The organism is Phocaeicola sartorii JCM 17136 = DSM 21941, assembly GCF_054653615.1.
In genome coordinates this window covers 2,856,193-2,882,184 of sequence record NZ_BAAIFW010000005.1, presented here as the reverse complement: position 1 = coordinate 2,882,184, position 25,992 = coordinate 2,856,193, and the positions used below count along the sequence as shown (strand labels likewise).

Genomic DNA, 25,992 nt, shown 5'->3' with positions numbered 1-25,992 from the left:
TAAGACAGGCAATCAAAGTGTATTAAGAAGCCGAACTGATAAATCCTGTTCGTATCTGGATTGATAACCGTATAAGTAACGGTCTTCATTTATCTCAAAACTTATTAATTAACAAAACTCAGTTTAGGGCACACTTATGTGCCTTTTCAAACGAGTATGCCATAAATTGAGTGCTAACTTATGAATAGAACTTTAAAAGGTCTGTATTGGAGTAGTATAGATATTTTCTCTTCCAGATTATTGTCTTTTCTTCTTTTGCTTTTTATAACCCGCATACTAGTTCCTGCTGATTATGGGTTAATTGCAATGCTCACTATTTTTATGAGTATATCGCAGAATATAGTAGATTCTGGATTTGGAGCTGCACTTGTACAGAAGCAGGATAGGACAGATACCGACTACTCTACCGCTTTCTTTTTTAATTTGATTGTTTCTGTTGCAGTTTATTTTATATTGTATTCTTTTTCGGGCTTTATTGCTGATTTTTATAATCAGCCGCAATTGAAAGAGATTGTCCGTATTATAGGGTTGAGTTTAATCATAAATTCTCTTTCTATTGTGCAGCGTGCAAAAATTATGATTGACCTTGATTATAGAAAACAGGCTATCATTTCTTTTGTTTCAATAATAATAAGTGGAATACTTGCGTTGCTCTTAGCTTACAATAATTATGGGGTGTGGGCTTTGGTAGGTCAAAACCTATCTATGGCTATGATATCTGCCTTGCTTTTGTGGATAATGTCTGACTGGCGACCTTTATTTGTCTTTTCTGTAAAATCGTTTAAAGAATTGTTCTCTTTTGGCAGTAAATTACTGGTAGGCGGGGTGATTCATACGGTTTATACTAATCTTTATACCCTCTTTATTGGAAAAATTTTTCCAGTTGTTGAATTAGGATATTACAATAGGGCATTTTCCCTAGCTCAAAGTCCTTCTTCTTTTTTCATGGCTATTGTGAACAGGGTGACATATCCCATAGAATGTGAATTGCAACATGATAATCATTTATTGCGTGATAAATTTCTTTTCTTTATAAAGATGAGTTCTTTCGTTGTATTTCCCATGATGATATTGCTTTGTGCTTTAGCCAGACCATTAATCATTACTATTCTGACCGATAAATGGTTGGGGGCTGTCGTTTATTTGCAGATTATGTGTATTGCTTATATGTTCGAACCTTTAATGCGCCAAAATTGGGAACTATTAAATGCAAAACGTAGAAGTGATTATTCTTTGAAGTCCGAAATAATAAAAAAAATAGTAGCATTTATAATTTTGGTTTTAACCATACCTTTGGGTATTAAATGGATGTGCTGGGGGCTTGTTCTTTATTCAGTTCTTGATATCTTCATTGTTACTCAGTATATAAAACGTGTTTTGCCCGATTGTGGATTCCTAGAGGAACTAAAAATCATATTTCCAACGTTTATATGGGCTTCTTCTATGGGGGGAGTTGTGTTTTGGGTAATAGGATTCTTTGAATCTCCAATAGTGCAACTGTTGGTAGGGATTGTTTTAGGCTGTTTTTATTACTTGGTTATACCCTTTCTTTTTAAGTGGAAAGAATTTGTTTTTATTGTTCGTATCATAAAAAAGAAAATTTAAATATGGATATTGTATGTTGTCCGGATGATAATTATATCATACCATGCAGTGCTTTAATAGTGTCTGTGTGTGAAAATAACATGGGTTCTGATATTAATTTTTATATTGTCAGTTCAGGTTTAAGTGAAGTGAGCAAAAGTATGTTGCGTAGATTGGCTGAAAAGTATGGCATTTCTATTTCTTTTTATCAAGTGAATGCGGATTTATTAAAATGCCTTCCTTTAAAGGGAAAAGGACAGCCATCCCACATAACAATAGCTGCTTATTACCGCTTGTTGTTGTCTAGCGTTTTACCTTTATTTGTTACTAAGGTCTTATACTTGGATTGTGACATTATAGTTCGTCATTCTCTCAAGGAATTATTTGATGAAAATATATCGGAGGTTGCACTGGCGGTTGTGCAGGATGATTATCAGGAACATTGTCTCAGATTGGGTTATGAAACAAGGTATGGTTATTTTAATAGTGGTGTCCTCTTGTTGAATTTGACCTATTGGCGCGAAAATAATCTTGAAAATGAACTTTTGGAGTATGCTTATAACAATATTGGTTTATTGCAGTACCATGATCAAGATATATTGAATGCCGTATTGAAAGACCGGAAAAAACAGATGTCTATAGCATACAATGTACAATCAACTTTTCTTAAGCGAGAAATAATGGAGGATGAAAACTATGCCACTATTTGCGAACAGTCAAAAGATCCGGTAATTGTACATTACACAGGATTGAAACCTTGGCATAAAGAATGTTGGAACCCTTATAAAAAAGATTTTTTCAAGTACTTGAAACTGACAGGATTGTCGGTTAGAAAAAGAAGAAGCTTGCCATTGAATCTTTATTTGAAATATCTGATAAGGGGTGGATTGGAAAAGTTGGGAGTACTTCCTCCTGTTTGCCGAAGTTAGGATTATGAGTTCAGCAGGACTGTTCCTGAATATAAATATGTAATTAAAATAGTATGCCTAAAATTTCAGTTATTGTTCCCGTCTATAAAGCGGAACCTTACATTGCAAGATGTATAGAAAGTGTATTATCCCAAGATTTTACGGATTGGGAGCTAATTTTAGTGGACGATGGCAGTCCAGATAAAGCTGGAGAGATATGTGATGCCTATCGGGAAAAGGACAGGCGTATTACAGTCATTCATACAGAGAACCACGGTGCTTGTGCGGCACGGGCTTTGGGGGTACAGACCAGTTCTGGGGAATACATTGCCTTTGTCGATTCTGATGATTATTTGCCCGGTGATGCTTTGAGCCTGCTATTGGGGAAGGCTGTAAAAGATAACTTGGACATTACCGTGGGCTGTGCTGCTCTCTATCGTGACAGAACCCAAAAGGAACATTATTTGCAAAGTGGGCTTTGGGAAAAGACAGACTATATAAAAAAAATGTTGCTTCATAAGATTTCTTGTGGGCCTGTTACAAAATTATTTAGAAGACAAGTCCTGGATGAGAATGCATTCAAACTGCCCCGTAATGTGACGAATAATGAAGACTTGTATATGAATATTGTAGCTGCCCTGAATTCCAGTCGCATAGGCTTTTATGATGATATTGTGGTTTATCTGTATAATCCGGATAATATGAATTCAGTATGTAGAACCATGAAAGTGTACGAGGAGCCTTTTTTTAGTTTGTGCAATGCCATCTGGAAACAGTTATCCGACCATGGTTTAGAGAATGAATGTAGGAATGAATATTTGGTATTTGTGTTTTCCGGTATAGGCGGATGTATTTTTAAGCAAAATAAAAAGGTACGGAATATAGAATTTATTTCCGGTCTGTTAGCTCTTTCTAAAGGCTATCATGGAAGTTTGAAAACTGCCTGTGTGAAGTTCGTGTGCCAACACGAAAGATTTGTATTTATCTATTATATCCTGGCGAATTTAGCAAAAAAAACACGAAATATATGGCGAAAATTATTTATCTGATAGAGTGTCTGAACCGTTCGGGCGGTACGGAACGCGTTGTCTCTTTGAAGGCCAACTGGTTGGTGGAACATGGTTACGAAGTGACTATTCTGACAACTATAGAAAAGGAAATTTGTTCCTTTTATCCGTTATCGGAAAAGATTAAACTGTATGCATTGCATATAGATAATCTGGCTGATGTACGAAAGCAACAAAGTAGGAAAGACGCCCTTTCATCCCTTAAAAACATTTTTATTAGTTTTAGAAGGCATTGGTTGCTGAAAAAGAAATTGTTGGAATATATAAAAGAAAATCCATGTGACTATCTTTCTACTTTGATTCATTGTGGATTCATTCCCAAGATGAAAGATGGGAGTAAGAAGATTTATGAAATACATAATTTGATTTTAAATGTTGGTGGGCATGATGGTAGATATATCTATCGTTTGATTGCGTCACTTAGAAAGTGCTATCAATCCAGAACATACAAAAACTATTATCGAATTGTAGATTTGACAGAAGAAGATGTTGTAAATCGTGGTAATTTATCTAATATGATTGTGGTCCCTAATTTTATTACCGTTAATATACCTTCAGTAAAATCACAATTGAATAGTAAAAGAGTAATATCTGTTGGAAGATTGCATTTTGAAAAGGGTTTTGATTTTTTATTTGCTGCCTGGGCACTGGTTGCTCGCAAATATCCCGATTGGCATTTGGATATTTATGGTGGAGTGGATGAAGATAAAGGGAAGGATTATTTTCAACAATTAGTAAATGATAATGGTGTGAAAGACTTTATATCATTAAATGATCCAGTGAAAAATATTGTTGATAAATATGTGGAATCTTCTTTTTACATTATGTCTTCTCGGAATGAAGGATTTCCTTTGGTGTTACTAGAAGCAATGGCATGTGGTTTACCTTGTGTCTCTTATGATTGTGGTGGTCCTCGTGAAATTATCGCTCATGGCGAAGACGGCTTACTGGTGGATAAAGTGGGAGATGTGGAAGGCTTGGCAAAGGCGATGATTTACATGATTGAACATCCCGAGGAGAGAAAAAGAATGGGACAGAATGCGGAAAGGAACGTGCAGCGCTTTTCCATTGACAATGTTATGAGTAAGTGGGTGGAAGTATTGAAATGATAAAAATATCAGTAATTGTAGCCGTCTATAAGGCGGAAGCATATCTGCATCGCTGTGTGGACAGTCTCTTGGCGCAGACTTTCACCGATTTTGAAATCCTGTTGATAGACGATGGCAGTCCCGACCGTTCAGGAGAAATTTGCGATGAATATGCCCGAAAAGATGCTCGTATCCGTGTTTTTCATAAAGCGAATGAGGGAGTGGGGGCTACCCGTCAGTTTGGTATAGATCATGCTTGCGGGGAGTATTCCATCCATGCCGATCCGGATGACTGGGTGGAACCTACCATGCTGGAGGAACTTTACAGGAAAGCAAAAGAAACGGATGCGGACATGGTGATTTGTGACTACTATGTGGATTTTCCCCATAAAACGACTTACAGGAAGCAGGAACCCACTTCTTTGGACTCCCGTCAACTTATGAAAGACTTGTTTCAAAGACTGCATGCCGCTCTTTGGAACAAACTGATCAAGTCCACTTGCTACCAAACACGTGAAGTACATTTTATAAAAGGCATCAACTACCGTGAAGACCTTTTGGTGAATATGCAAATATTGATACAAGAAACAAAAGTGGCTTATCTACCCCGGGCATTTTATCATTATGACCAGATTATAAATAGTGGTTCCATTACGCGGAGTATTACGTATGAATATTATAAAGTGTCTGAGGATGTATATAAGCATTTAAAATGCTTGCTGCGTGATTATCAGGAACTTGAGAATGAGTTGAACTGGCAGGGACTTGGGATGTTGTACATATTGCTTGAGATAAAAGCCCGGATAAGAGAACTTAAAAGCAAGAAGACTGAACTTGGGCTGAATTTAGATGCAAAGCATTTGTATTCCTTGCGTTCCGACTATCGTGTTTTGTTGGTTTTTCTGTCACTGAATGTAAGCCATTCGTTAGCTTTATTTTTATGTACGTTAGTGAATAGGATAAAAAGGTTGTTGATTGAGTTGAAGTTACGCTGATCTGAATTTTTACAAATAAAATAAGTATGCTGGTATTTTTTATTTTGTGGCTTCTGATTCTGGTAGCTGCGTGGGACAAGGAGAATGAAATTTCTTTTTGGAGTATTTTATTGGTTTTTTCTGTATTGATAGGATTTCGTTCTTTAACGGTAGGGGTAGATGTAAGGGCTTATTATCAGATGTTTCATGGAATTGGCAGAAGTGGTTATCATGGATATCCTGAACCCCTGTATGGGTATTTAATATACTTCATTTATCAGATAAAGAACGATTTTCATTTTTTTCAATGGGTGCTTAGTCTGCTCATGTTGTCTTGCTACGCATTCGTCATTAGGAGGGAAAGCCCCAACCGTATCTTCTCGTGGTTCGTCTTGCTGACCATTTACTTTATTTGTTACACCATGAACGTAAACCGGCAGATGATAGCGGTAAGTGTGGTGCTGTATGCCTATTATTGGCTGAATCGTAATAAGACGTATGCTTTTATGGGATGGGTGGTTGTGGCCTCTTTGATTCATTCTACTGCCATGGTGGCTTTAATAGCTTTATTTTATAAGAAAATAAAACTGGATGACAGATTGCTGATATATATTTTATTAATAGCCTCGTTCTTTGTGGGATTGTTGCTGAATAATGATATGATTTCTCCTTTTATAGGCAGTTATGAAGGCTATTTGGATAAAGCGGACGGATACCGGACAGAAGACAGGACACTTCAGGCATTTCTTCTGTCGGTGTATTGGACCGGATTATTTCTTTATGTGTACGAGACCGTAGAGGAGGAATTGCATGAGAACTTCTGGATGAAGCTCTATTTTATGGCCATACTGGTGATGAATGTAATGCTCCGGCTGGAACTGGGGCTGCGTGTCGTGTTTTATTTTTCTGTAGTCGAAGTGGTTTTGTTTCCGCTTTATCTGGCGAATGTAAAAGAATCATACAGGGTGGTTTCTCCCTATGTAGTTGTCCTCTTTTTGTCGGTGTTCTTTTTCTATTTTCTGTCAACGAACTCTGCGGGAGTGCTTCACTATAGTTCTATCTTGTTTTAATGGATTGATTATGAAAATATTGTTTATTGTTCCGTCTTTGAAAAATGCCGGTCCAGTACTTGTAGCCAATGATTTGGTTCATCAGTTTGTGAGGCATGGGCATAAGTGCAAAGTGTGTTATTTCGATGAAATAAAAGAGTTGGACTTTGACTGTGATACGGAAAGAATTGTGATAAACCGGAAGATTGATTTTGATGAGTATGATATCGTGCATACGCATGGTTATCGCCCACAACTCTATGTGTTCTTGCACAGGCCGTGGCACGCTAAGGCAAAGTTTGTCACAACGATGCATAATTATCTGTTCGATGATTTCAGCTTCACCTATGGCAAGTTTAAAGGTTTTCTATATGGCATGCTCTATTTATGCGTGAATAGCCGGGCGGATAAGGTGGTTGCTCTGACAAAAGATGCACAATGCTATTACGCGAAATTTTTTAAGGCTCGGAAACTTACTTATGCCTATAATACCCGGATTTGTGATTATTCACTAGACTTGACTGCGGATGAAAAGCGGCAGTTGCAAGCCCTTCCGGGGTGTCCGGATGTGAAATTCTGCATTGTGGGTGATGGGGCTGTTCGGAAAGAATGGGAGAGATTAGCTGAAAATTTAGGTGTAGCCGATAGGGTATTATTCGTTGGTTATAAAAAGGCGGCTTATAGGTATCTTCCTTATTTTGATGCTTTTGCCATTCCCAGCCATAGTGAGGGCTTCCCGCTGGCAATGCTTGAAGCGGCAGCTTTCGGCAAGCCCATTGTAGCTTCCAATCTGGATGTGTTTAAGGAAATATTTACGGATGATGAAATAGCCATGTTTGATTTGAAAGATAAGAAAAGTGTAGCAACTGCCATCAAACGTGTTTTGCAGGATAAAGAGACATTATCCTGTAACATAAAGTTGAAGTATGAAAAGGCTTATTCTCCTGATTGCTTCTATAGAAGATATCTGGAGATTTATAATAACTTACTTGCTGAACAGTAACTTATTCTGGAATACAAATGACCAATCCTTTTTCTGTATTGCTTTCTTTATATTACAAAGAAAGCCCGGCCTTTCTGCGCCAAAGTCTGGACAGCATATTCAGGCAGACATTATTGCCATCGGAAGTAATATTGGTAAAAGACGGCCCTTTGACGGCCAAACTGGATGAAACAATAGAGGAATATGCCCTAAGATATCCCCAACTGAAAATAATCCCTCTAGCAAAGAACGGAGGACTGGGAAAAGCACTAAATGAAGGCTTGAAATATTGCTCGTATGATTTAGTGGCCCGTATGGATACTGATGATATTTCGAAACCGGATCGTTTTGAAAAGCAGATAAAGATTTTTCAGGAGCATCCGGAATTGGATGTGGTAGGCGCTTGGATAGAAGAATTTGAAGGAGATACCTCAAAGGTGACTTCTATTCGTAAATTGCCGGAGCAGCCAAGTGAGATTTATGAATATGGAAAGAAAAGAAGTCCGATAAATCACCCCTGTGTGATGTATAGGAAAAGTGCAGTGTTGAGAGTGGGAGGGTATCATAAATTCCCTGAGGATTATTATTTATGGGGATATATGCTGAAAGCCGGTTGTAAGTTTTATAATATTCAGGAAAGTTTATTGTACTTCCGGTTCTCAAGGAATGTGTTTCGGCGCAGAGGCGGATGGAGCTATGCCATGAAGGAACTGGCGTTGCAATGCGAACTTTTGCGCATAGGATATATAAATTACAGGCGGTTTGTGCTGAATGTAATGATTCGGTTTACAACGAGAATGATGCCTAACCGGATGAGGGAGATATTTTATAAAAGAATGTTGAGGAAATAAATTGGGTACTATTTAATTATGATTATAGCAGTAGACTTTGACGGAACAATAGTAGAGCATAAATACCCTGCCATAGGGAAAGAGATTCCATTTGCCATAGATACCTTGAAGCAATTGCAGCAAGAGCGTCATTACCTGATATTGTGGAGTGTGCGCGAAGGCCGCCTGCTGGAGGAAGCGGTGGAATTTTGCCGCAAGCGGGGATTGGAATTTTATGCGGTAAACAGGAATTATGCCGAAGAAAAAGAGGAAAACAAACATTATTCGCGCAAACTGAAAGCCGATTTGTTTATTGATGACCGCAATCTGGGGGGATTGCCCGAGTGGGGAGTGATTTACCGCATGGTGCATGAACGGCTGGGTTATGAAGAGATGTATAAAAGGACGAATCAAGAAGAGAAAGATGAAAAGAAAGGATTTTGGGGGAGGTTGTTCAAGACTTAGGAAGACCCTCGATAGACAAAAAGAACGTTATAAATTCCGCATGATGCTCTAAAAAACAGGGAGGTGCATCGTGCATTACGACACACCTCCAAATTATAGAATGAGATGATGTTATTTTTGAGAGAGTTGCGCATGCATGGAAGCAGCGGCTTTGCGCCCGTCACCCATTGCAAGGATAACTGTAGCTCCACCACGCACAATATCGCCACCGGCATAAATAGTCGGGATTGACGATTGCATGTTTTCATTTACGGCAATTGTTCCTTTGCGTCCAAGTTCCAATCCAGGGATGGAGCTTGGGACAATCGGGTTAGGGGAGACTCCTACACTGACTATTGCCATATCAATGTCAATCGTTTCTGTCGCTCCCGGAATAGCTATCGGACTACGACGTCCGGAAGCATCCGGTTCTCCTAATTCCATTTTCTGTAAGATGACTTGTTTTACACGCCCTTTTTCATCAGCAATATATTCTATGGGATTGTGCAAAGTGAGGAATTCCACTCCTTCTTCTTTAGCATGTTTCACTTCTTCCAGACGGGCAGGCATTTCTTCCTCCGAACGGCGATAAATAATCATAGCGCGTTCTGCTCCTAAACGACGTGCTGTACGGACAGAATCCATTGCTGTGTTTCCGCCACCAATTACTGCTACACGTTTGCCGAATGTTACAGGAGTATCCGAGTCCTCACTGGCGGCATCCATTAGATTTACACGAGTCAGGTATTCGTTGGAAGACATGATATTGATGGAGTTTTCACCCGGGATATTCATGAAGTTGGGAAGTCCGGCACCTGATGCAACAAATATGCCTTTGAAGCCTTCTGATTCCAGATCTTCCACACTGATTGTCTTTCCAACGATGCAGTCCTTTATGAATTTGACACCCATCTTGGATAAGTTGTCAATTTCCACATCTACAATCTTGTTTGGCAGACGGAATTCGGGGATACCATATTTTAATACGCCTCCTATTTCATGTAAAGCTTCGAATACAGTGACATCGTACCCCTGTTTGGCCATATCTCCGGCAAATGAGAGTCCGGCAGGACCTGAACCGATGACAGCCACTTTTGTATTGTTCTTTTCCGCTACTTCCGGTACGGATATTTGACCGCTTTCGCGTTCGTAATCGGCAGCAAAACGTTCCAGATAGCCTATGGCTACGGCTTCATGTCCGGCCTTCAGATGAGTGCATTGTGATTCACATTGTTTTTCTTGGGGGCATACACGGCCGCAAACAGCAGGTAATGCGCTGGTTGCCTTTAAGGTCTTGGCTGCTTCAAGGAATTCGCCACGCTCGATATTTTTAATGAATTTCGGGATGTTGATTCCTACGGGGCAGCCGTTCATACAAGTAGGGTTGGGACAATCTAAACAACGTTTCGCTTCCGTCACAGCTTGTTCCTCATTCAAGCCTAAATTGACTTCTTCCTTACGGCTATGTGAACGGTATTCTGCATCCAGTTCGTTCATTTTCACACGAGAGATAGCCATACGTTCTTTAGGCTTCATGACTTTGCGTAAGTTTGCACGCCATTCCGCATCCCTGCTGTCCGGTTCTTTAGTCGCTTCACAGGTAGCCGGCTTTTCGGCGTCCAGTTTATGAATTTCTTCTTTCTCAATATCTTTGAAAGCTCCCATACGTTTCAGCATTTCGTCAAAATTTACCTGATGGCCATCGAATTCCGGACCGTCAACGCACACAAAACGTGTCTTGCCCCCTACAGTGATACGGCAGGCACCACACATGCCGGTTCCATCCACCATAATGGTGTTCAGGGAAACGTCTGTTGGGATTTCGTATTTTTTAGTCAGCAGACAAACGAATTTCATCATAATGGCAGGACCAATGGCGAAACATTTATTTACCGTTTCACGCTTGATTACTTCCTCCACACCTTCAGTCACTAATCCTTTACGTCCGTATGAGCCGTCGTCTGTCATAATGATTACTTCATCAGAACTTTCACGCATTTCTTTTTCAAGGATAATTAATTCTTTGGTACGTCCGGCCAATACGGTAATTACACGGTTTCCAGCAGCTTTCAAAGCTTGCACGATGGGAAGCATCGGGGCAACGCCTACGCCTCCTCCGGCGCATACTACGGTTCCGAAGTTTTCGATGTGGGTGGCTTTGCCTAACGGGCCTACGACATCGGTAATATAATCTCCTTCGTTCAATTCACAAAGACGTGTAGAAGAAAGACCAACTTCCTGTACTACTAGTGTGATGGTACCTTTTACGGGATCTGCACTGGCGATAGTAAGTGGCATACGTTCTCCTTTATCACCGACACGAACGATTACGAAATGTCCGGCCTTACGTGACTTGGCAATCAGAGGCGCTTCTATGACCAATTTAAAGACCTTTTCCGAGAAATGTTCTTTTGAAATAATCTTATTCATTTTGCTATACTATAAGTTAGTTATTTTTCTGAGTTGATTATCAAATTGATAATTTATGCAAAGTTAGAATTATATTTTTTAAAGACAAAAGAAAAGCCGCCCTTTTGTAAGGGGCGGCTCATCCTGTCATGAAAAAATCTTTGATTTTGTCAGCGGTTTGTTGCCGATGTGAAAAAGAGATTATTTCTTTGTTCTGATTTTATATCCTATCATTCCGTAATAAAGGATGAAAAGGAAACAGGGAACACAGATCCAATAGGAGGCCTGGAAATTAGTCGCATCTTGAACCACACCACGCACCCACGGCATAACCGCTCCACCGGCAATAGCCATGGTCAGCAATGAAGAACCGGCTTTGGTGAATTTACCCAAATCGGCCATGGCAAGAGGCCATAAGGCAGGCCACATGAGTGAACATCCCAGTGCCATGAAGAAAATGCAATAGATAGAGATTTCAGCAGGCATGATGGCTACCAGGGCAGAACCGATGATGGCTATGATGGCACATATTTTCATTGCGGTAGCCTGACTTAGGTATTTAGGGATTAAGGTCGCACCGCAAATGTAGCCCACTACCATACCGATGGAAGGAATGAATCCGTAATTGTCACCCGGCAGTTCCAATGCTTTGGCATATCCGGTTGCAGTTGCCAAGGCTATGGTCTCGACACCTACATAAAGGAAAAGAGCGACCACTCCTAATAACAAATGAGGAAATTGCATGATGGAAGTTTTGCCTTCTGCATAAGGGCATGCTACTGCTTCTTCTGCATCTGTTGTGGCATCCTCTCCGGCGGCTTTCACTTCTGGCAGCGGAGCCATTAAGGCGATAACGCCTAATACAACGAAGATACCGATAATGATGCCGAATGGTTGGAACAAATCTTCCATCTTGATTTCGTCTATGGTTTTACCGATCACTAAGGTAATGAAGAGAGTAGTGGCAGGCCAAGCCAGTTTGTTGCAAATTCCCATGATGGAAATACGTTTTGCCGCAGATTCTATAGGACCAAGAATAGTCACATAAGGATTTACTGAAGCTTGAAGTACGGCGTTGGCGGCACCACAGATGAATGAGGCGAAAAGGAACCAAACTATAGATTCTGTAGCGGCTGCCTGGATGAATAATCCAAAAGCGACAGCGAAAATGATAAATGAAAGAGCCATTGTCTTTTTGTAACCGATGGCTTCAATACATTTGGTTGCCGGAATACCAAAAATAAGGAATGGAACAAATGTGGCGGCAAGCAGGAGGTTGGACTCCGAAGCTGACATTTCCATTGACCGTTCCAATACCGGCATTAGGAAGGAGTTAATACCCAGTGCAAATCCGATTGCAAAAAACATCATGCCTACAAAGGCAAGAGGTACCATGAAATTTTTCTGTGAAGTATTCATAATAATAGGTTAAATAGTTAGTAATCAGGTTAGAGTAATAAAAAAGAATGCCATTCTGCATACATGACAGAATCTGTCGGGAAAGATCGGATTCTGAACAATACTCAGAATGACATTCAATATGTGTAATTAGTCGTTATTAGTCAATCATCTCGAATCCGCAATAAGGAACCAATGCTTTAGGGATACGGATACCTTCCGGAGTCTGGTTATTTTCTAATAAGGCTGCGACAATACGCGGCAAAGCCAATGCGGAACCGTTCAAGGTATGGCACAATTCTGTTTTCTTTTCGGCAGAACGGTAACGGCATTTCAAGCGGTTGGCCTGGTATGTATCGAAATTGGATACGGAGCTTACTTCCAGCCAACGTTGTTGTGCTTCCGAGTAAACCTCGAAGTCAAAACAAAGCGCGGCTGTAAAACTCATATCACCACCGCAAAGACGGAGAATGCGATAGGGAAGTTCTAATTTCTTCAGCAAGCCTTCTACATGGTCCAGCATTTCCTGATGTGACTGTTTGGAATGTTCGGGTTTGTCAATGCGTACCAGCTCCACTTTTGAGAATTCGTGCAAGCGGTTCAAACCACGTACATCTTTGCCGTAAGATCCGGCTTCACGACGGAAACATTGGGTGTATGCGCAATTTTTGATAGGCAATTGTTTTTCGTCCAAAATCACGTCACGATAGATGTTGGTTACAGGGACTTCTGCGGTCGGGATCAGGTACAAATCGTCTACTTCGCAATGATACATTTGTCCTTCTTTGTCGGGGAGTTGTCCTGTTCCGTAACCGGATGCTGTGTTCACTACCGTCGGCGGCATGATTTCTTCGTAGCCGGAAGCGCGGGCTTCATCCAGGAAGAAATTGATTAATGCGCGTTGCAGACGTGCCCCTTTACCTTTATATACAGGAAAACCTGCCCCTGTGATTTTCACGCCCAGATCAAAGTCTATCAAATCGTATTTCTTGGCTAGTTCCCAATGGGGGAGTGCGTTCTTGGGAAGTTCGGTTTCCATACCGCCCATCTTTTCCACCACATTGTCTTCTGCGTTTGTACCTTCGGGCACACTGTCATAGGGGACATTGGGAATGGTGTAAAGCAGGTTGTTCATATCTTCTTGCGCCTTGTCCATTTCTGCCTGCAGGGTCTTGCTGGTCTCTTTGATTTCGGCTACACGCGCTTTAGCTGCTTCAGCGTCTTCTTTCTTTCCTTCTTTCATCAGTTGCCCGATGGATTTGGAGAGCGAGTTCACTTCTGCCAGGTTTTTATCTAATTGATTCTGTGTGCTACGTCGTTTGTCATTGAATGCAAGCACTTGTTCTATCGTTGCTTTTGCATCTGTAAAGTGCTTCTTTTCCAGTCCGCGGATTACTCCTTCCGTGTTGTCTGTAATTTGTTTAATGGTAAGCATATCTTTTCAGTCTTTTTTGATATTTCTTGAATTAATGGACAAAGATAGATAAAAAAATGGTAAGGTGTATGAGTTATCCGTTACTTTTGTTTCCGGATTAGAAAATGAGGAGTAAGAAAGATGAATTCTCCTGAGGTGGATGGCTCTTTAACTGGTCGGCTCTTATCTTCATTAAATATCGACTGCCTTTCTTTTTGTCGTCCGGATTGAGGGTAAGGTGTTAATATCCAAGGTGCTTTTAAAAAAAAGAAAAGCTCTTCAAGAGGATGAAGAGCTTTTAAATTTCTTATTTGTAACTGATTATGCTTCTACGGCAGGAACAACAGAAACAGATCTTCTATCATCACGACCTACTTTGAAACATACTGTACCATCTACTAAAGCGAAAAGAGTGTGATCGCGTCCCATACCGATGTTTTCACCTGGGTGGAATTCTGTACCTCTCTGACGAACGATGATGTTACCAGCTTTACAAGCCTGTCCACCGAATATCTTAACGCCTAATCTCTTACTTGCTGATTCACGGCCGTTCTTAGAACTACCTACACCTTTTTTATGTGCCATTTCTTCTTAAATTTTAAATGATTAAGCAATAACTTGTTTAATAGTTAACTCTGTAAACTGTTGACGATGACCGTTCAGTTTTCTATAACCTTTTCTTCTCTTCTTGTGGAATACGAGTACTTTGTCGCCTTTTACCAGCGGAGATACTACTTCACAAACTACTTTGGCACCTTCTACAGTAGGAGCACCTACAGTTACTGTTCCATTGTTATCTACCAACAAAACTTTCTCAAATTCAACAGTTGCGCCGTTTTCTGCGTTCTGAATGTGGTGTACAAACAGCTTTTTGCCTTCTTCAGCCTTGAACTGCTGACCGTTAATTTCTACAATTACGTACATCTTTTTATAATATTAAACGGTTTTCTCCGTAAGGTGGATTGCATCATTGCCCTCACTTTTCTACCTCTACGGACTAAATCGGGCACAAAATTACTATATTTATTTATATCGACAAAGAAAATCCACCTCTTTTTTCTTGTATTCAATGTTTTTTGTTTGTAATACATCGGGTGGAATGTATAAATGAGATTTGTCTGCCCCTGTTTTTAGTTGCCTCATTGTATAAAGTAGGCTGTCAATACAAGGATGCCTATAATGATGGAACAGACTAGTAACAGTCCTAAGAAACAATACCAAAACATGATTATCGTGCGGCAGAAACTTTTCCACCAGGAGAGTCCGAACAGTTGGCGGTAGTCCCAGACAAATAAGATGAAGATCACCTTGTAACTTAAATCAAAAATATCATTCAAATGTGCTTTTCCAGAAAATGTTTCTCTGGTTCGTAAGGATTGAATTTATGAATTAACGGGAGCAAAGAGAGGTCATCTAATATTTGCCGATGCGGGTAGGCTGTCAGTTCTTTACGAGTTGTCATACCATTGAGTACTCCTACAAAATCCACTTTGGCTGCTTGGGCGGTTTCAGCATCCACGGTGCTGTCACCGATGTAGAGTGTTTCGCTTTTCTGGCGATGCAACCGGCGTAGTGCCTTTTTTATACCTTGAGGGTCTGGCTTCGCTTTCTTCACGTCTTCTCCACCAATAATGATATCGAAAAAATCTTTCGGGAAATGTTGATCTACCATTTCGCGGATGCGAAAGCGGAATTTGGTGGAGATGATACCTATTTGGGCACCTTGGTTTTTCAGTGTTTCCAGTACGGTAACCGTTTCAGGAAAAAAGAAAGTGTTGACGGTCATATATGTGTCTGCTTCCTTTACATATTCTTTTTTATATTCGGTTAGTGTTTCGGGAGCAGTGATTCCGCTCAGGATACTGAATGAGTCTTCCAGTGTTTTCCCTATGGTGCGTTTTATGGCCTCATCACTGATGCCCGTATGTCCATGACGTTCCAGTACATTACGAAAACAAATGACGATGCCGCGTGAAGAATCGGCTAGTGTGTAATCAAAGTCAAAAAGGTATGTCGTGTATTTCATTTCGTATCAAATTAAATTCGTTTTAATGTGATGAAAATGTTGCCAGAAAGGACCTTGCGTCAAGGGCGGCCTCCACTTAACCAGTGTTTCCGGTAGTAATCTTCATTCAGGTTGCTGATTATCACCCCTTGACTGGTACTGGCATGAATAAATTTATTATTTTTCAAATAAATGCCTACATGACTGGCAATCCGTTTCTTTCTGCCGTTATGGAAGAATACTAGATCTCCTTCGCGCAGGTTTCTCTTATTTATTTTATGGCAATCTTTGGTGCGTTGGTCATCCGAGTTACGTTTCAGCTTTTTGTGATATACCTTTTTATATAAATGTGAGGTCAGCCCGGAGCAGTCCACTCCTCGTTTGCTGTTACCACCGCTACGGTAGGGAACTCCCAGCCATTCTGCTGATTCTACGTACAGTTGGTGATTGTCTTTCATGCCAATATCCATATTCAGACGTATGGAGGCACGTGCCAGTTCTTTGTAGTTATAACGTGGGGCAGCAGTACCGCATGAGTCCAACAATACTGCCAGCGTACTTAGTATCAGCAGATGGGAGAGTAATTTTTTCATTCTGTTACATTAAAATAGTCCTCCAATTCCTTTTCGGCGGAATTGTCTTTATTGTCAATATCTCGGATAATCTTTCCGCTTTCCAGTAAGACGATTCGCGGGCATATATCTACCGTGTGGTTCAGATTATGACTGGAAACCAGTATGGTGGCTCCGGTTTCTTCATTATAAGCTTTCAGTAGATGCTTGATAATAGACTGAGAACTGGGATCCAAGAAATTAAACGGCTCGTCTAAAATCAGTACCTGCGGTTTGTGCAGCATAGCCGAGATGATGCCTATTTTCTGTTTATTACCTGCCGAATAGTTACGAATCAACTTTTTTTGACCGATAACTTCGCTGTTCATAAAACGCTCAAATCCGGCGACACGTTCATCTACTTCTTCTTTCTTCAGTCCGTACATTTTTCCTACAAAGTAGAAATATTCTTCGGGGGTGAGATAATCTATCAGGAAACCTTCGTCAATAAAAGCGCCTGTTCTACTTTTCCATTCCTCGCTCCGGCTCACATCGATATCTCCGATATGCACACTGCCTCCGTCGGCTTTCAGTAAATCCAGCATCAAGCGGAACAGGGTAGTTTTTCCGGCTCCGTTATTACCCACCAGTCCCAACATGTCACCGCTTTGAATGGTGTAACTTTCTATATCTACGGCCACTTTCGGCCCAAAGTTCTTTTGTAATTGGTTTATTATGATATTCATACGCAATTCGTTTTAACGTGAGTCACGGAAGCCTTCCATATTTTCATAACGGCGCTTCATGAAACGGTTATAGATATTCTTTATCCAGAGGTTATGAGTAGCAATTAGTAGCAGTCCTATACCCATCATGACGATGCAGGCCGTATCCTGCTCAAAGAAAGCTGTCAGGGCTTTATTGATAATCAGGGGCAGGAAGAAGGCGCATGAGATGATGATGGTCTGAAACAGAGAGCTACCCCGATTGCTCCGCATGACATTGGCATTCAGCGGAAGTGTCTTTTTATTGTACACCGCCAGCTGTAGCATCATGGCAAATACGAATCCTGCTGTAAACAGCATATAGGATACAGCCATCAGGAAAGGAATCTTGCCTTTGGCTACAGGGATCATCATAATCAGAAAAGGGATGAATACGATGATGCAGTTCAGGTAATACTTGGCGCGGAGCAGGTTGTAAATAGACTCCTTGCGGCTCATGAGACCGTCCAGATAGTTGCCCTCGAAGGACATCACTTGCCCTAGAGTCATGATACTTAAAATGGCAAAATTGTATATGCAGATAAAGTTTATCATTCCTGTCCCGTCATATACGTCCGTAAAGGCAATCAATGCCGAAAAGGCAAACATGATGATAAATCCCATGCGGAACTGTGTTTTCACGGTCTTGTTACGTAAACACAACTTCAGTTCCAGACGCAGATATTCGCCTACGTCACCATAGTGGTCCAGAAACCTGTATTCGGATACATGCTTCATCTTGGTGTCTTCCACTTTAGCTATTTCATTATAGATGAAGTGTAGCTGTAGCTTTCGATTTACTAGCAGAAGCAGCAGAATAACTGCAATGACACCTAGAAAGGCGAGTATATTTCCTTCTATAAATCCTTCTCCTAGATTCATCATGAACGTGGAAACCGGATTCCCTTCCGGAATAAATTCAGCCGCAGCCAGTAATCCGTAGCCTCCGACAGGAAGGAGTATATAAAGTAGTTTTTCATTCAATAAAGTTTTGCATATCAGATACCAATAATTGTTCATCACCATCAGAAGCCAGATGCCGCACAGATAGCATAGAATGCCTATGAACCCGTAGAAACGAATTATTGTAAGCAGGGCAAAAGGTACGATTAGGAAAAACCAGAAGAAGTTGTAACTGCTGATGCCGGATTGTAGTAACAGGGTATCCACCAGCTTATTCTTCTTTATTGGCATAAGCAGATAGGGTTTGATTTCTTGCGACATGGCCGGTTGTAGCATGAAGCGTAGCAGAAAATCAAGTAGCAGAAGATAGACCAACCCCTGGTTCATGATGTGGTAAGGTTCCATGCTGGGGAAGATACCTTCAAAAGCAAAGGACAGCATGACCCCGATGAAGATGAGGTATGCTGCCCAAAATGCGACCATAAAGTAAATTAAAAACTTGGCAAAGCGGTTCCTGTCGAATGCAGGATTCCGCTTGGCTGCAAGTTTTTGATTCTGTCTTATAATAGAGAGAAGCATAGGCTTGAATGGGATTATTTTGTTTCTTCTGAAGTCATGCTTACTTCCACACGGTTGTTTTGATCCAGCAAGGCTTTGGTGAATTCTTGCAGATCTTTAGCGGTAATGCCGTTTATTGTGTTTTCATAGCCGGTGTTCATATCTGTCCCTTCCCAGAAATATTCACCCAGCATATTTACCCAATAACTATTTTCTTTGGCATTTTCCTTATATTTCTTCAGCATGAATTCCTTAACCTTGTTCAAGTTTTCAGCAGATGGCCCTTCGTTGGCAAACTGGTTCAGCTCATTCAAAATGATATCTGTCATTTTCGCGCGTTTGGCAGGGTCTGTATCGAAGTAGATTTGCAGAACTGCTTTCTCTTTTGGATATTTGGTCAGACTGCCGAATGCGCTGACACCGTATGTCCCGCCTTCTTTTTCGCGTACGCTTTCAGTGTACATGATATTCAGTATTTGTGAAAGCATACTCATCATGATCTGGTTTCTCAGTGTGTATGCGCATTGTCCGTTGTTGATTACCAATACGGTGGCCTTAGGAGTTTCCAATTTTTTGTTGAAAATGTTCTTATAGTCACCTTGGCGCATTTCAATGTGGTTGTCACGGAATGTTTCCTTGCGGTTGACAGAGGGTAAAGCACCTAAATAGGTTGCAATCAGCGGCTCCACTTCTTCCGGTTTGATATTTCCTACAAAGATGAAAGTAAAGTCACTGGCATCTTTGAAACGGTCTTTGTACATCTCCATAATTTTGGCATAGTCAATCTTGTCCACCATGTCGGCTTTCATACGGATGGCACGCGGATGTCCCATATAGAGGGCCTTCTGCAGTGTATCCTGCAAGGCAGTCATCGGGTTGGCCTCTTGATTCGCCAAAGATGCTTGCAGACGGTTCTTGAATGAAGTGAAAGCATCATTGTCCATTCGTGGAGCTGTGAATGACAAATAGACTAATTGCATCAAGGTCTCAAAATCTTTGGGTGAGCAGCTTCCGTTCAATCCTTCTGTATTGCCACCGACAGAAGCGCTTACACTGGCTTTTTTACCTGCCAATACTTTTTCCAGATCAACATTGCTGAAGTTACCCAAGCCGCCGATACCTGCCACATCATTCATGACACTGATATTGATAATTTCATCATTCGGGAACAAGGAATTTCCACCCGGACTGAAAGCTCTCATTCTGATTTCGTCCGCTTTGAAGTCGGTTGACTTTAAGATAACGCGTACTCCATTAGACAGAGTCAGGACTGTAGAACCGAACGGGCCATTTTCTTTTTTTGTAACCTTTCCACCTTGAGGCATTTCAGAAATTAATGGCTCATCAGAAACTTTGTCTTCATAAGCAGTCAGCGTTTCTGCTTTTACTTTGTTGATTGCAGCCAAAACTTCTTCCTTGGACGGAACTTTCAATCCTTCCTTTTCGGGGAAGAATACGTTTACTACCAGATTACTGTCGGTAACCAATGCGGGGATCAGGCTGTTTATCATTTCCACGGACAGGTTGGGGACAATCTGATTCATGATGGCATATTCATTTTCGATACCTGGAATCGGCTCGTTGTCAATGAAGTGGCGTACATATTCATCCACGTATGAACCGTTTTTCACTTTGTTGCGTTCGTTGTATGCAGATTCCAGCATACGCAGATAATCGGCTTTGGCACGGGCATATTCGGATGCGGTAAAACCGAATTTATGTGCTCGTTCTATTTCGCGTACAATGGCGGTTATTGCACTGTCAATCCCGTCTTCTTTGCTCGCTACTATTCCTGTAAAGGCATCTTTTGTTTTGGAAACCAGATATTCCTGATCGCTGACTTGAGCGAAGATGAAAGGAGGATTGGCTGTTTGGGTTAGTTCATTTAGACGGGCGTTCAACATATTTTCTATCATGGATTTCATGTAGTTTACTACCAGATAATCCATGTTTCCCTTTTGTTCATTAGGAATCGCTTCATGTTTGTAGCATAAATAAGCTACCGGGTTTGCCTGTTCTTTGTCCGTTTCTACAGCTACAATCGTTTCCTTATTGTCGGGAACCTGGAAGTATTCTCGTTCTGCCGGATTCTCCGGCATTTTAATAGGAGAGAATATCTTTTTTATTTTTTCCTCAATTTTGTCCACATCTATGTCGCCTACTACGACAATACCCTGTTGGTCCGGACGATACCATTTTTCATAATAATCACGTAGTGCCTGATAAGGGAAATTGTCTATCACTTCCATTATGCCGATGGGAAGTCTGTAGGCATATTTACTTCCCGGATAAAGGGTAGGGAGGGCTTTTTCGTACATACGCATCATAGCGTTTGTGCTGGTACGCCATTCTTCATGAATTACACCGCGTTCGCTGTCTATTTCCTTAGGATCCAGTGTCAGGTCGTCGGCCCAGTCGTGTAGAATCAGCAAGCAGGAATCTACAACGCCGTCACGTATCACGGGAACATTGGAAATATTGTACACCGTTTCATCTATGCTGGTGTAAGCATTCAAGTTTTCACCGAATTTCACCCCTATGCTTTCCAGATATTGGATGAGGGCTTTGTCGGGAAAATTCTTAGTCCCGTTAAAGCACATGTGTTCCAAGAAGTGTGCTAGGCCACGCTGGTTGTCTTCTTCCAAGATGGAACCTACTTTTTGAGCGATGTAGAAATCGGCTCTTTTTTCGGGGAGTTCGTTGTGACGGATGTAATAAGTTAATCCGTTGTCCAATTTACCGATGCGGACGTTAGGGTCCGTAGGGATGGGAGGCATTTGCTGTTGTGCAAAGCCCACCGACACGCTGCCTAGAATGATCCAGGCAGCTGCCATCTTCCTTAGAAAATGTGTCATGGTGTTTGTTGTGGGGTTAGTTTATTTTTTATTATAATAAGTTGTTGGCAGATAGGTATCTTTCTGCTTCTATGGCAGCTTTACAGCCGCTTCCGGCAGCAGTGATGGCCTGACGGTAATGCGGGTCTGCCACATCACCGGCAGCGAACACACCGGGAACTTTCGTACGCGGAGTACCCTCTTCTGTAATAATGTAGCCTACTTCGTCTGTGTCCAAATAATCTTTGAAGATGTCCGAATTGGGTTTATGGCCGATAGCTAGGAAGAATCCGTCGATAGGCAAATCATAACGTTCTTCGTCGGATTCGCCCTGACGTTTTACCAAGTGAACGCCCTCTACGCCATTCTCTCCGTATAAGCCGACGGCATTGTGTTCGAACAATACCTTGATGTTAGGATGGTTTATTACACGTGCTTGCATGATTTTGGATGCACGTAAGAACGGTTTACGGACAATCAGGTAAACCTGTTTGGCCAGTCCGGCCAGGTAGATGGCCTCTTCGCAAGCTGTGTCACCTCCACCTACTACAGCTACGGTTTTCTTGCGATAGAAGAAACCGTCGCAGGTAGCACAGGCGCTTACACCCATTCCGGCATATTTCTGTTCGTCTTCCAAACCTAGATATTTGGCGGTGGCGCCTGTGGATATAATTACGGTTTCTGCCTCAATCACTTTTTCGTCATCAATGGTGATGTGGTAAGGACGTTTGCTCAGGTCGGCAGAAGTTGCAATACCGTTGCGGATATCCGCTCCGAAGCGTTCTGCTTGTTTGCGCAAATCCTCCATCAGCTGGGTGCCGCTGATACCTTCGGGATACCCGGGGAAGTTTTCTACTTCGGTAGTGATGGTCAACTGGCCTCCGGGCTGTAAACCTTCATATAGGACCGGAGCAATGTTAGCGCGTCCTGTATAAATGGCGGCGGTGTAGCCGGCAGGACCTGAGCCGATGATAAGGCATTTAACTTTTTCTGTACTCATAATACTTATTTCTTTACTTCGTTTAATTTTATGAATATTTATCTCTTTATCTTGATTCTTACTTCTTATCGTAGGTCTATCACTTCGGCGTTTGGAAATTTCTTTTTATCAAACTTGAACATCGCGTTGTCCAGCGGTTGGTTGGTCTGGTAAGAAGTGACTATAATTTCGTTTGCCGATTTGTTGCTTTGCTCCACTTTAATATACAGAGGCTGATATGTTTGGGAAACAAACAAAGTGATGGAGGTGATATCCTGTATCTTTTCAGGAGTCAGTATCACTTCGAATCCTTGTCTGCCGTTACGGCTTTTTGCCCCCGCATACTTATAATTATATCCGTTTTTGTAAATGGACAACAGTGCGTATGGGTTGATGGTTTGTAATTCTTCCGGGGTAGGATTGCTCACATTCACTTCTTCGCTGCTTTCTAGATAACTCCATTGTGTTTTTCCGTCAAACCAGCTTTGTATGCCACCACTGTTCAGATAGAACTGGTTACCTTTTAACAGTAAAGTCCCATTGCCTGTTCCCCCAAAGGTGGCACGGATGCCTCCGGCCTGTTGCAGGGCATTGGCGGTTTTGTCCAGTATCTCCCGTGCCTGTTTGTCCTTTTGTGCAGACAGGCTGACCGAAAGGAAAAGAATAAATACCAATAAATATGCTCTTTTCATTTTAATCATATCTTTATTAAACAATTTATAGTTGCAGATTGTTCAATTTCATTTCCAAGTCTGTTTCGTCCATACAGAGCACGTCACGCGCTTTGCTTCCTTGGGTGGGGCCTACGATTCCTGCTTTTTCCAGTTGGTCCATGATTCGTCCCGCACGGTTATAACCGATAGAGAACTTGCGTTGGATCAACGAGGTAGAGCCTTGTTGATGAATCACTACCAGTCTGGCTGCATCTTCGAACATAGGGTCTAACCGGTTCATGTCCACTTCTCCAACGCTGCTTTCACTTTCCTCGCCTACATATTCGGGCAACATAAATGCGGTAGTATATCCTTGCTGTTTACTGATGTAATTGGCTATTTTCTCTACTTCGGGGGTGTCCACGAAAGCACATTGCACACGTACCGGGTCATTACCTTGTAGGTAAAGCATATCTCCCTTACCAATCAGTTGTTGTGCTCCCGAACGATCCAGAATGGTACGTGAATCCATCATGGCGGCTACTCGGAAGGCAACACGTGCCGGGAAGTTGGCTTTGATGGTACCGGTGATAATGTTCGTTGTCGGACGCTGGGTTGCGATAATGGCATGTATACCTACCGCACGCGCCAACTGGGCGATACGGCAGATAGGCAGTTCCACTTCCTTGCCCGCAGTCATAATCAGGTCACCGAACTCATCAATGATAATTACTATGTAAGGCATGAAGCGATGGCCTTTTTCTGGATTCAACTGTCGGTTGATGAATTTTGCGTTATATTCTTTAATATTACGGCAACCAGCTTTACGCAGCAAGTCGTATCGGCTGTCCATCTCTATACAGAGTGAGTTCAAGGTTTGTACCACTTTGGTAACATCGGTGATAATTGCGTCTTCTCCATCGGGCAGTTTGGCCAAAAAATGCTTCTCAATCGGAGCATAGATGGCGAACTCCACCTTTTTGGGGTCCACAATTACAAATTTAAGTTCTGCCGGGTGTTTCTTATATAATAAGGAGGTCACGATAGCATTCAATCCCACGGATTTACCTTGTCCGGTAGCACCGGCTACCAGCATGTGGGGAGCTTTTGCCAAGTCCACCATAAAGACTTCGTTGGTGATGGTCTTGCCTAATGCCACAGGCAGTTCGTATGTGGTCTCTTGGAACTTTTTGCTATTCAGAATGGATTTCATCGGTACAATACGCGGATTGGCATTCGGAACCTCAATACCGATAGTACCTTTGCCCGGTATCGGAGCGATGATACGGATACCCAGTGCCGACAAGCTTAATGCGATATCATCCTCCAAGTTTCTGATTTTCGAGATGCGTACTCCTTCTGCCGGAGTGATTTCGTATAATGTGATGGTAGGGCCTACACTTGCCTTGATAGAACTGATTTCGATTCCAAAACTACGCAACACCTTGATGATGCGGTCTTTGTTGGCATTTTGCTCTTCCATGTCAATATTGGGACCATCATCTTCGTATTCATTTAGCAGATCCAGACTTGGGAATTTGTAGTTTTCCAAATCCAGACGAGGATTGTATGGTGGAAGTACGGGACCTTTGTACGCCTCGTCTTCTTCATTTGTCTCTTCACTGATTGAAAAATCAGGTTCATCTGTATTTTCTGCTTCCTCTTCTTCGTTTGCGTAGGCAGGCTCCTGTACCATTTCCGGTTCGGTGGCCTGCTCGTTTTCAAAAGGGAAAGGCACCTGTTCTTCCGCGTCTTCCTCATTCTTTGCCGGTTGCTCTAGTTCGAAATCTACAATAGCGGGGCCGGGGTTAGAGAATTCTTTCTTGGCCTCTTCCTTTCGGAAAGTTTCTTTAACCGGGCTCTCTTTGGCTGTAGGAGCTGTTTGTTCCTCTTTTTTCTTTCGTCTGAAATTGGGGCGCAACGCTTTACGGATCACCAGTATGGTTTCGTTACTTAAATAGATAAAGAACAAAAGTGCTGCAATGAACAGTAATAGTCCCAAGCCTGGAATACCAATCTGTGAAATCAGCCAGTTGCTGACATTGTGTCCATGCAATCCGCCCGGGTAGATAAAACTATCACCAAAGGTGCCGTCGAAAATGAATCCCAATGTGATAGAGAACCAGATGAGCAGGATAGAGCAGGACATAAACCATTTCCAGATGCGGAACTGGTAAGCCCTCATTAATTTCATACCCACTACCGCCAGAAATAAGATGATAAAATAGGCGGCTAAGCCGAAACATTCGTTTATAAGGAATTCGGCAAGTTGTGCACCGCGTGCTCCCGCGTAGTTCTTTACATGATTGGCAGTCTGCATCAGTTCACCCGGCTGCTGGTTATCCAAAATACTCTGGTCGGCGGCTCCTGTGAAGAAGAAAGAGGTAAATGCCAGCAGCAGATAAACTGCAAAAATTACACTGATCAATCCGATAACAAAATGTGTTGTTTCATTCTTGAAAAAAGCGGAGAATCGTTTGGTAGATACCTTTTTAGGTTCTGTCTCCTTATCTGATTTTTTCTTTGCCATAGGTCTTCGTTCTATTTATTATTTCGCAAATGTACATGAAAAACATTAATTATTGCCTTATTTAATCT

At 41.7% G+C, this 25,992-nt stretch carries 21 protein-coding genes and 1 pseudogene; 9 read left to right on the top strand and 13 right to left on the bottom strand.

What is annotated here, in order from left to right:
* Positions 1-180: 180 nt before the first annotated feature.
* From ACYQ0C_RS12225 to ACYQ0C_RS12185, 9 genes are read left to right on the top strand one after another with little or no spacing between them, the layout of a single operon-like run.
* Positions 181-1,605: a lipopolysaccharide biosynthesis protein gene (locus ACYQ0C_RS12225; RefSeq protein ID WP_016277934.1), complete on the top strand. Its 1,425-nt coding sequence runs from the start codon at positions 181-183 to the stop codon at positions 1,603-1,605.
* A 2-nt stretch (positions 1,606-1,607) separates the two neighbouring features.
* Positions 1,608-2,513, top strand: a complete 906-nt coding sequence (locus ACYQ0C_RS12220) for a glycosyltransferase family 8 protein (protein ID WP_016277933.1) — start codon at positions 1,608-1,610, stop codon at positions 2,511-2,513.
* Positions 2,514-2,566: 53 nt separating this feature from the next.
* Complete coding sequence (locus ACYQ0C_RS12215) at positions 2,567-3,541, top strand: glycosyltransferase family 2 protein (RefSeq protein WP_016277932.1); 975 nt, start codon at positions 2,567-2,569, stop codon at positions 3,539-3,541.
* The gene (locus ACYQ0C_RS12210; RefSeq protein ID WP_016277931.1) at positions 3,520-4,668 is read left to right on the top strand and encodes a glycosyltransferase family 4 protein; all 1,149 of its coding nucleotides are present in this window, start codon (positions 3,520-3,522) and stop codon (positions 4,666-4,668) included. Before ACYQ0C_RS12215 ends, ACYQ0C_RS12210 begins: the two co-directional genes overlap by 22 nt.
* The gene (locus ACYQ0C_RS12205) at positions 4,665-5,642 is read left to right on the top strand and encodes a glycosyltransferase family 2 protein (RefSeq protein ID WP_016277930.1); all 978 of its coding nucleotides are present in this window, start codon (positions 4,665-4,667) and stop codon (positions 5,640-5,642) included. The genes ACYQ0C_RS12210 and ACYQ0C_RS12205 overlap by 4 nt, the downstream gene beginning before the upstream one ends.
* 26 nt (positions 5,643-5,668) lie before the next feature.
* A complete protein-coding gene (locus ACYQ0C_RS12200) occupies positions 5,669-6,691 on the top strand; it encodes an EpsG family protein (RefSeq protein ID WP_016277929.1) in 1,023 nt (340 codons plus the stop codon).
* Positions 6,692-6,701: 10 nt separating this feature from the next.
* Positions 6,702-7,673 (top strand): glycosyltransferase family 4 protein, encoded by a 972-nt coding sequence (locus ACYQ0C_RS12195; RefSeq protein WP_016277928.1) that lies wholly within the window; start codon positions 6,702-6,704, stop codon positions 7,671-7,673.
* Positions 7,674-7,690: 17 nt separating this feature from the next.
* On the top strand, positions 7,691-8,503 hold the full coding sequence (locus tag ACYQ0C_RS12190; RefSeq protein ID WP_016277927.1) for a glycosyltransferase family 2 protein: 813 nt from the start codon (positions 7,691-7,693) through the stop codon (positions 8,501-8,503).
* Positions 8,504-8,521: 18 nt separating this feature from the next.
* On the top strand, positions 8,522-8,947 hold the full coding sequence (locus ACYQ0C_RS12185; RefSeq protein WP_016277926.1) for a BT0820 family HAD-type phosphatase: 426 nt from the start codon (positions 8,522-8,524) through the stop codon (positions 8,945-8,947).
* Positions 8,948-9,058: 111 nt separating this feature from the next.
* On the opposite strand, the gene ACYQ0C_RS12180 is transcribed toward ACYQ0C_RS12185, so the two are convergent.
* From ACYQ0C_RS12180 to ACYQ0C_RS12120, 13 genes and pseudogenes are all read right to left on the bottom strand, one after another.
* Positions 9,059-11,356, bottom strand: a complete 2,298-nt coding sequence (locus ACYQ0C_RS12180; protein ID WP_016277925.1) for a bifunctional dihydroorotate dehydrogenase B NAD binding subunit/NADPH-dependent glutamate synthase — start codon at positions 11,354-11,356, stop codon at positions 9,059-9,061.
* Positions 11,357-11,536: 180 nt separating this feature from the next.
* Positions 11,537-12,754 carry an MFS transporter gene (locus ACYQ0C_RS12175; protein WP_016277924.1) on the bottom strand — a complete coding sequence of 406 codons (1,218 nt, stop codon included), beginning with the start codon at positions 12,752-12,754 and terminating at the stop codon, positions 11,537-11,539.
* A gap of 139 nt (positions 12,755-12,893) precedes the next feature.
* The gene (serS, locus tag ACYQ0C_RS12170; RefSeq protein ID WP_016277923.1) at positions 12,894-14,168 is read right to left on the bottom strand and encodes a serine--tRNA ligase; all 1,275 of its coding nucleotides are present in this window, start codon (positions 14,166-14,168) and stop codon (positions 12,894-12,896) included.
* A 300-nt stretch (positions 14,169-14,468) separates the two neighbouring features.
* Entirely contained in the window at positions 14,469-14,732 is a 264-nt protein-coding gene (rpmA, locus tag ACYQ0C_RS12165; protein WP_007833535.1) for a 50S ribosomal protein L27, read from the bottom strand.
* A 21-nt stretch (positions 14,733-14,753) separates the two neighbouring features.
* Positions 14,754-15,071, bottom strand: a complete 318-nt coding sequence (gene rplU, locus ACYQ0C_RS12160; RefSeq protein WP_005839375.1) for a 50S ribosomal protein L21 — start codon at positions 15,069-15,071, stop codon at positions 14,754-14,756.
* 433 nt (positions 15,072-15,504) lie between these two features.
* Positions 15,505-16,173: pseudogene (locus ACYQ0C_RS12155) on the bottom strand (HAD family hydrolase); the annotation flags it as partial.
* 59 nt (positions 16,174-16,232) lie between these two features.
* Positions 16,233-16,745 (bottom strand): C40 family peptidase, encoded by a 513-nt coding sequence (locus tag ACYQ0C_RS12150; protein WP_016277921.1) that lies wholly within the window; start codon positions 16,743-16,745, stop codon positions 16,233-16,235.
* Entirely contained in the window at positions 16,742-17,449 is a 708-nt protein-coding gene (locus tag ACYQ0C_RS12145; protein WP_016277920.1) for an ABC transporter ATP-binding protein, read from the bottom strand. The genes ACYQ0C_RS12150 and ACYQ0C_RS12145 overlap by 4 nt, the downstream gene beginning before the upstream one ends.
* 12 nt (positions 17,450-17,461) lie before the next feature.
* Positions 17,462-18,949 (bottom strand): DUF5687 family protein, encoded by a 1,488-nt coding sequence (locus ACYQ0C_RS12140; protein ID WP_016277919.1) that lies wholly within the window; start codon positions 18,947-18,949, stop codon positions 17,462-17,464.
* 14 nt (positions 18,950-18,963) lie between these two features.
* The gene (locus ACYQ0C_RS12135) at positions 18,964-21,783 is read right to left on the bottom strand and encodes a M16 family metallopeptidase (protein ID WP_175271240.1); all 2,820 of its coding nucleotides are present in this window, start codon (positions 21,781-21,783) and stop codon (positions 18,964-18,966) included.
* A gap of 31 nt (positions 21,784-21,814) precedes the next feature.
* The gene (trxB, locus tag ACYQ0C_RS12130; protein ID WP_016277917.1) at positions 21,815-22,762 is read right to left on the bottom strand and encodes a thioredoxin-disulfide reductase; all 948 of its coding nucleotides are present in this window, start codon (positions 22,760-22,762) and stop codon (positions 21,815-21,817) included.
* A 65-nt stretch (positions 22,763-22,827) separates the two neighbouring features.
* Positions 22,828-23,442 (bottom strand): outer membrane lipoprotein periplasmic chaperone LolA1, encoded by a 615-nt coding sequence (gene lolA1 / locus ACYQ0C_RS12125; RefSeq protein WP_025076958.1) that lies wholly within the window; start codon positions 23,440-23,442, stop codon positions 22,828-22,830.
* A gap of 16 nt (positions 23,443-23,458) precedes the next feature.
* Positions 23,459-25,924 carry an FtsK/SpoIIIE family DNA translocase gene (locus ACYQ0C_RS12120; RefSeq protein ID WP_016277915.1) on the bottom strand — a complete coding sequence of 822 codons (2,466 nt, stop codon included), beginning with the start codon at positions 25,922-25,924 and terminating at the stop codon, positions 23,459-23,461.
* Between the last annotated feature and the right edge of the window lie 68 nt (positions 25,925-25,992).

Coding starts and splice junctions, on each gene's coding strand:
- ACYQ0C_RS12135 (WP_175271240.1), bottom strand. CDS start 21,783: ATGACACATTTTCTAAGGAAGATGGCAGCTGCCTGGATCATTCTAGGC.
- ACYQ0C_RS12145 (WP_016277920.1), bottom strand. CDS start 17,449: ATGAATATCATAATAAACCAATTACAAAAGAACTTTGGGCCGAAAGTG.
- ACYQ0C_RS12200 (WP_016277929.1), top strand. CDS start 5,669: ATGCTGGTATTTTTTATTTTGTGGCTTCTGATTCTGGTAGCTGCGTGG.
- ACYQ0C_RS12215 (WP_016277932.1), top strand. CDS start 2,567: ATGCCTAAAATTTCAGTTATTGTTCCCGTCTATAAAGCGGAACCTTAC.
- ACYQ0C_RS12180 (WP_016277925.1), bottom strand. CDS start 11,356: ATGAATAAGATTATTTCAAAAGAACATTTCTCGGAAAAGGTCTTTAAA.
- ACYQ0C_RS12120 (WP_016277915.1), bottom strand. CDS start 25,924: ATGGCAAAGAAAAAATCAGATAAGGAGACAGAACCTAAAAAGGTATCT.
- ACYQ0C_RS12150 (WP_016277921.1), bottom strand. CDS start 16,745: ATGAAAAAATTACTCTCCCATCTGCTGATACTAAGTACGCTGGCAGTA.
- ACYQ0C_RS12225 (WP_016277934.1), top strand. CDS start 181: ATGAATAGAACTTTAAAAGGTCTGTATTGGAGTAGTATAGATATTTTC.
- rpmA (WP_007833535.1), bottom strand. CDS start 14,732: ATGGCACATAAAAAAGGTGTAGGTAGTTCTAAGAACGGCCGTGAATCA.
- ACYQ0C_RS12220 (WP_016277933.1), top strand. CDS start 1,608: ATGGATATTGTATGTTGTCCGGATGATAATTATATCATACCATGCAGT.
- ACYQ0C_RS12190 (WP_016277927.1), top strand. CDS start 7,691: ATGACCAATCCTTTTTCTGTATTGCTTTCTTTATATTACAAAGAAAGC.
- ACYQ0C_RS12195 (WP_016277928.1), top strand. CDS start 6,702: ATGAAAATATTGTTTATTGTTCCGTCTTTGAAAAATGCCGGTCCAGTA.
- ACYQ0C_RS12210 (WP_016277931.1), top strand. CDS start 3,520: ATGGCGAAAATTATTTATCTGATAGAGTGTCTGAACCGTTCGGGCGGT.
- ACYQ0C_RS12185 (WP_016277926.1), top strand. CDS start 8,522: ATGATTATAGCAGTAGACTTTGACGGAACAATAGTAGAGCATAAATAC.
- serS (WP_016277923.1), bottom strand. CDS start 14,168: ATGCTTACCATTAAACAAATTACAGACAACACGGAAGGAGTAATCCGC.
- ACYQ0C_RS12140 (WP_016277919.1), bottom strand. CDS start 18,949: ATGCTTCTCTCTATTATAAGACAGAATCAAAAACTTGCAGCCAAGCGG.
- ACYQ0C_RS12175 (WP_016277924.1), bottom strand. CDS start 12,754: ATGAATACTTCACAGAAAAATTTCATGGTACCTCTTGCCTTTGTAGGC.
- ACYQ0C_RS12205 (WP_016277930.1), top strand. CDS start 4,665: ATGATAAAAATATCAGTAATTGTAGCCGTCTATAAGGCGGAAGCATAT.
- trxB (WP_016277917.1), bottom strand. CDS start 22,762: ATGAGTACAGAAAAAGTTAAATGCCTTATCATCGGCTCAGGTCCTGCC.
- lolA1 (WP_025076958.1), bottom strand. CDS start 23,442: ATGATTAAAATGAAAAGAGCATATTTATTGGTATTTATTCTTTTCCTT.
- rplU (WP_005839375.1), bottom strand. CDS start 15,071: ATGTACGTAATTGTAGAAATTAACGGTCAGCAGTTCAAGGCTGAAGAA.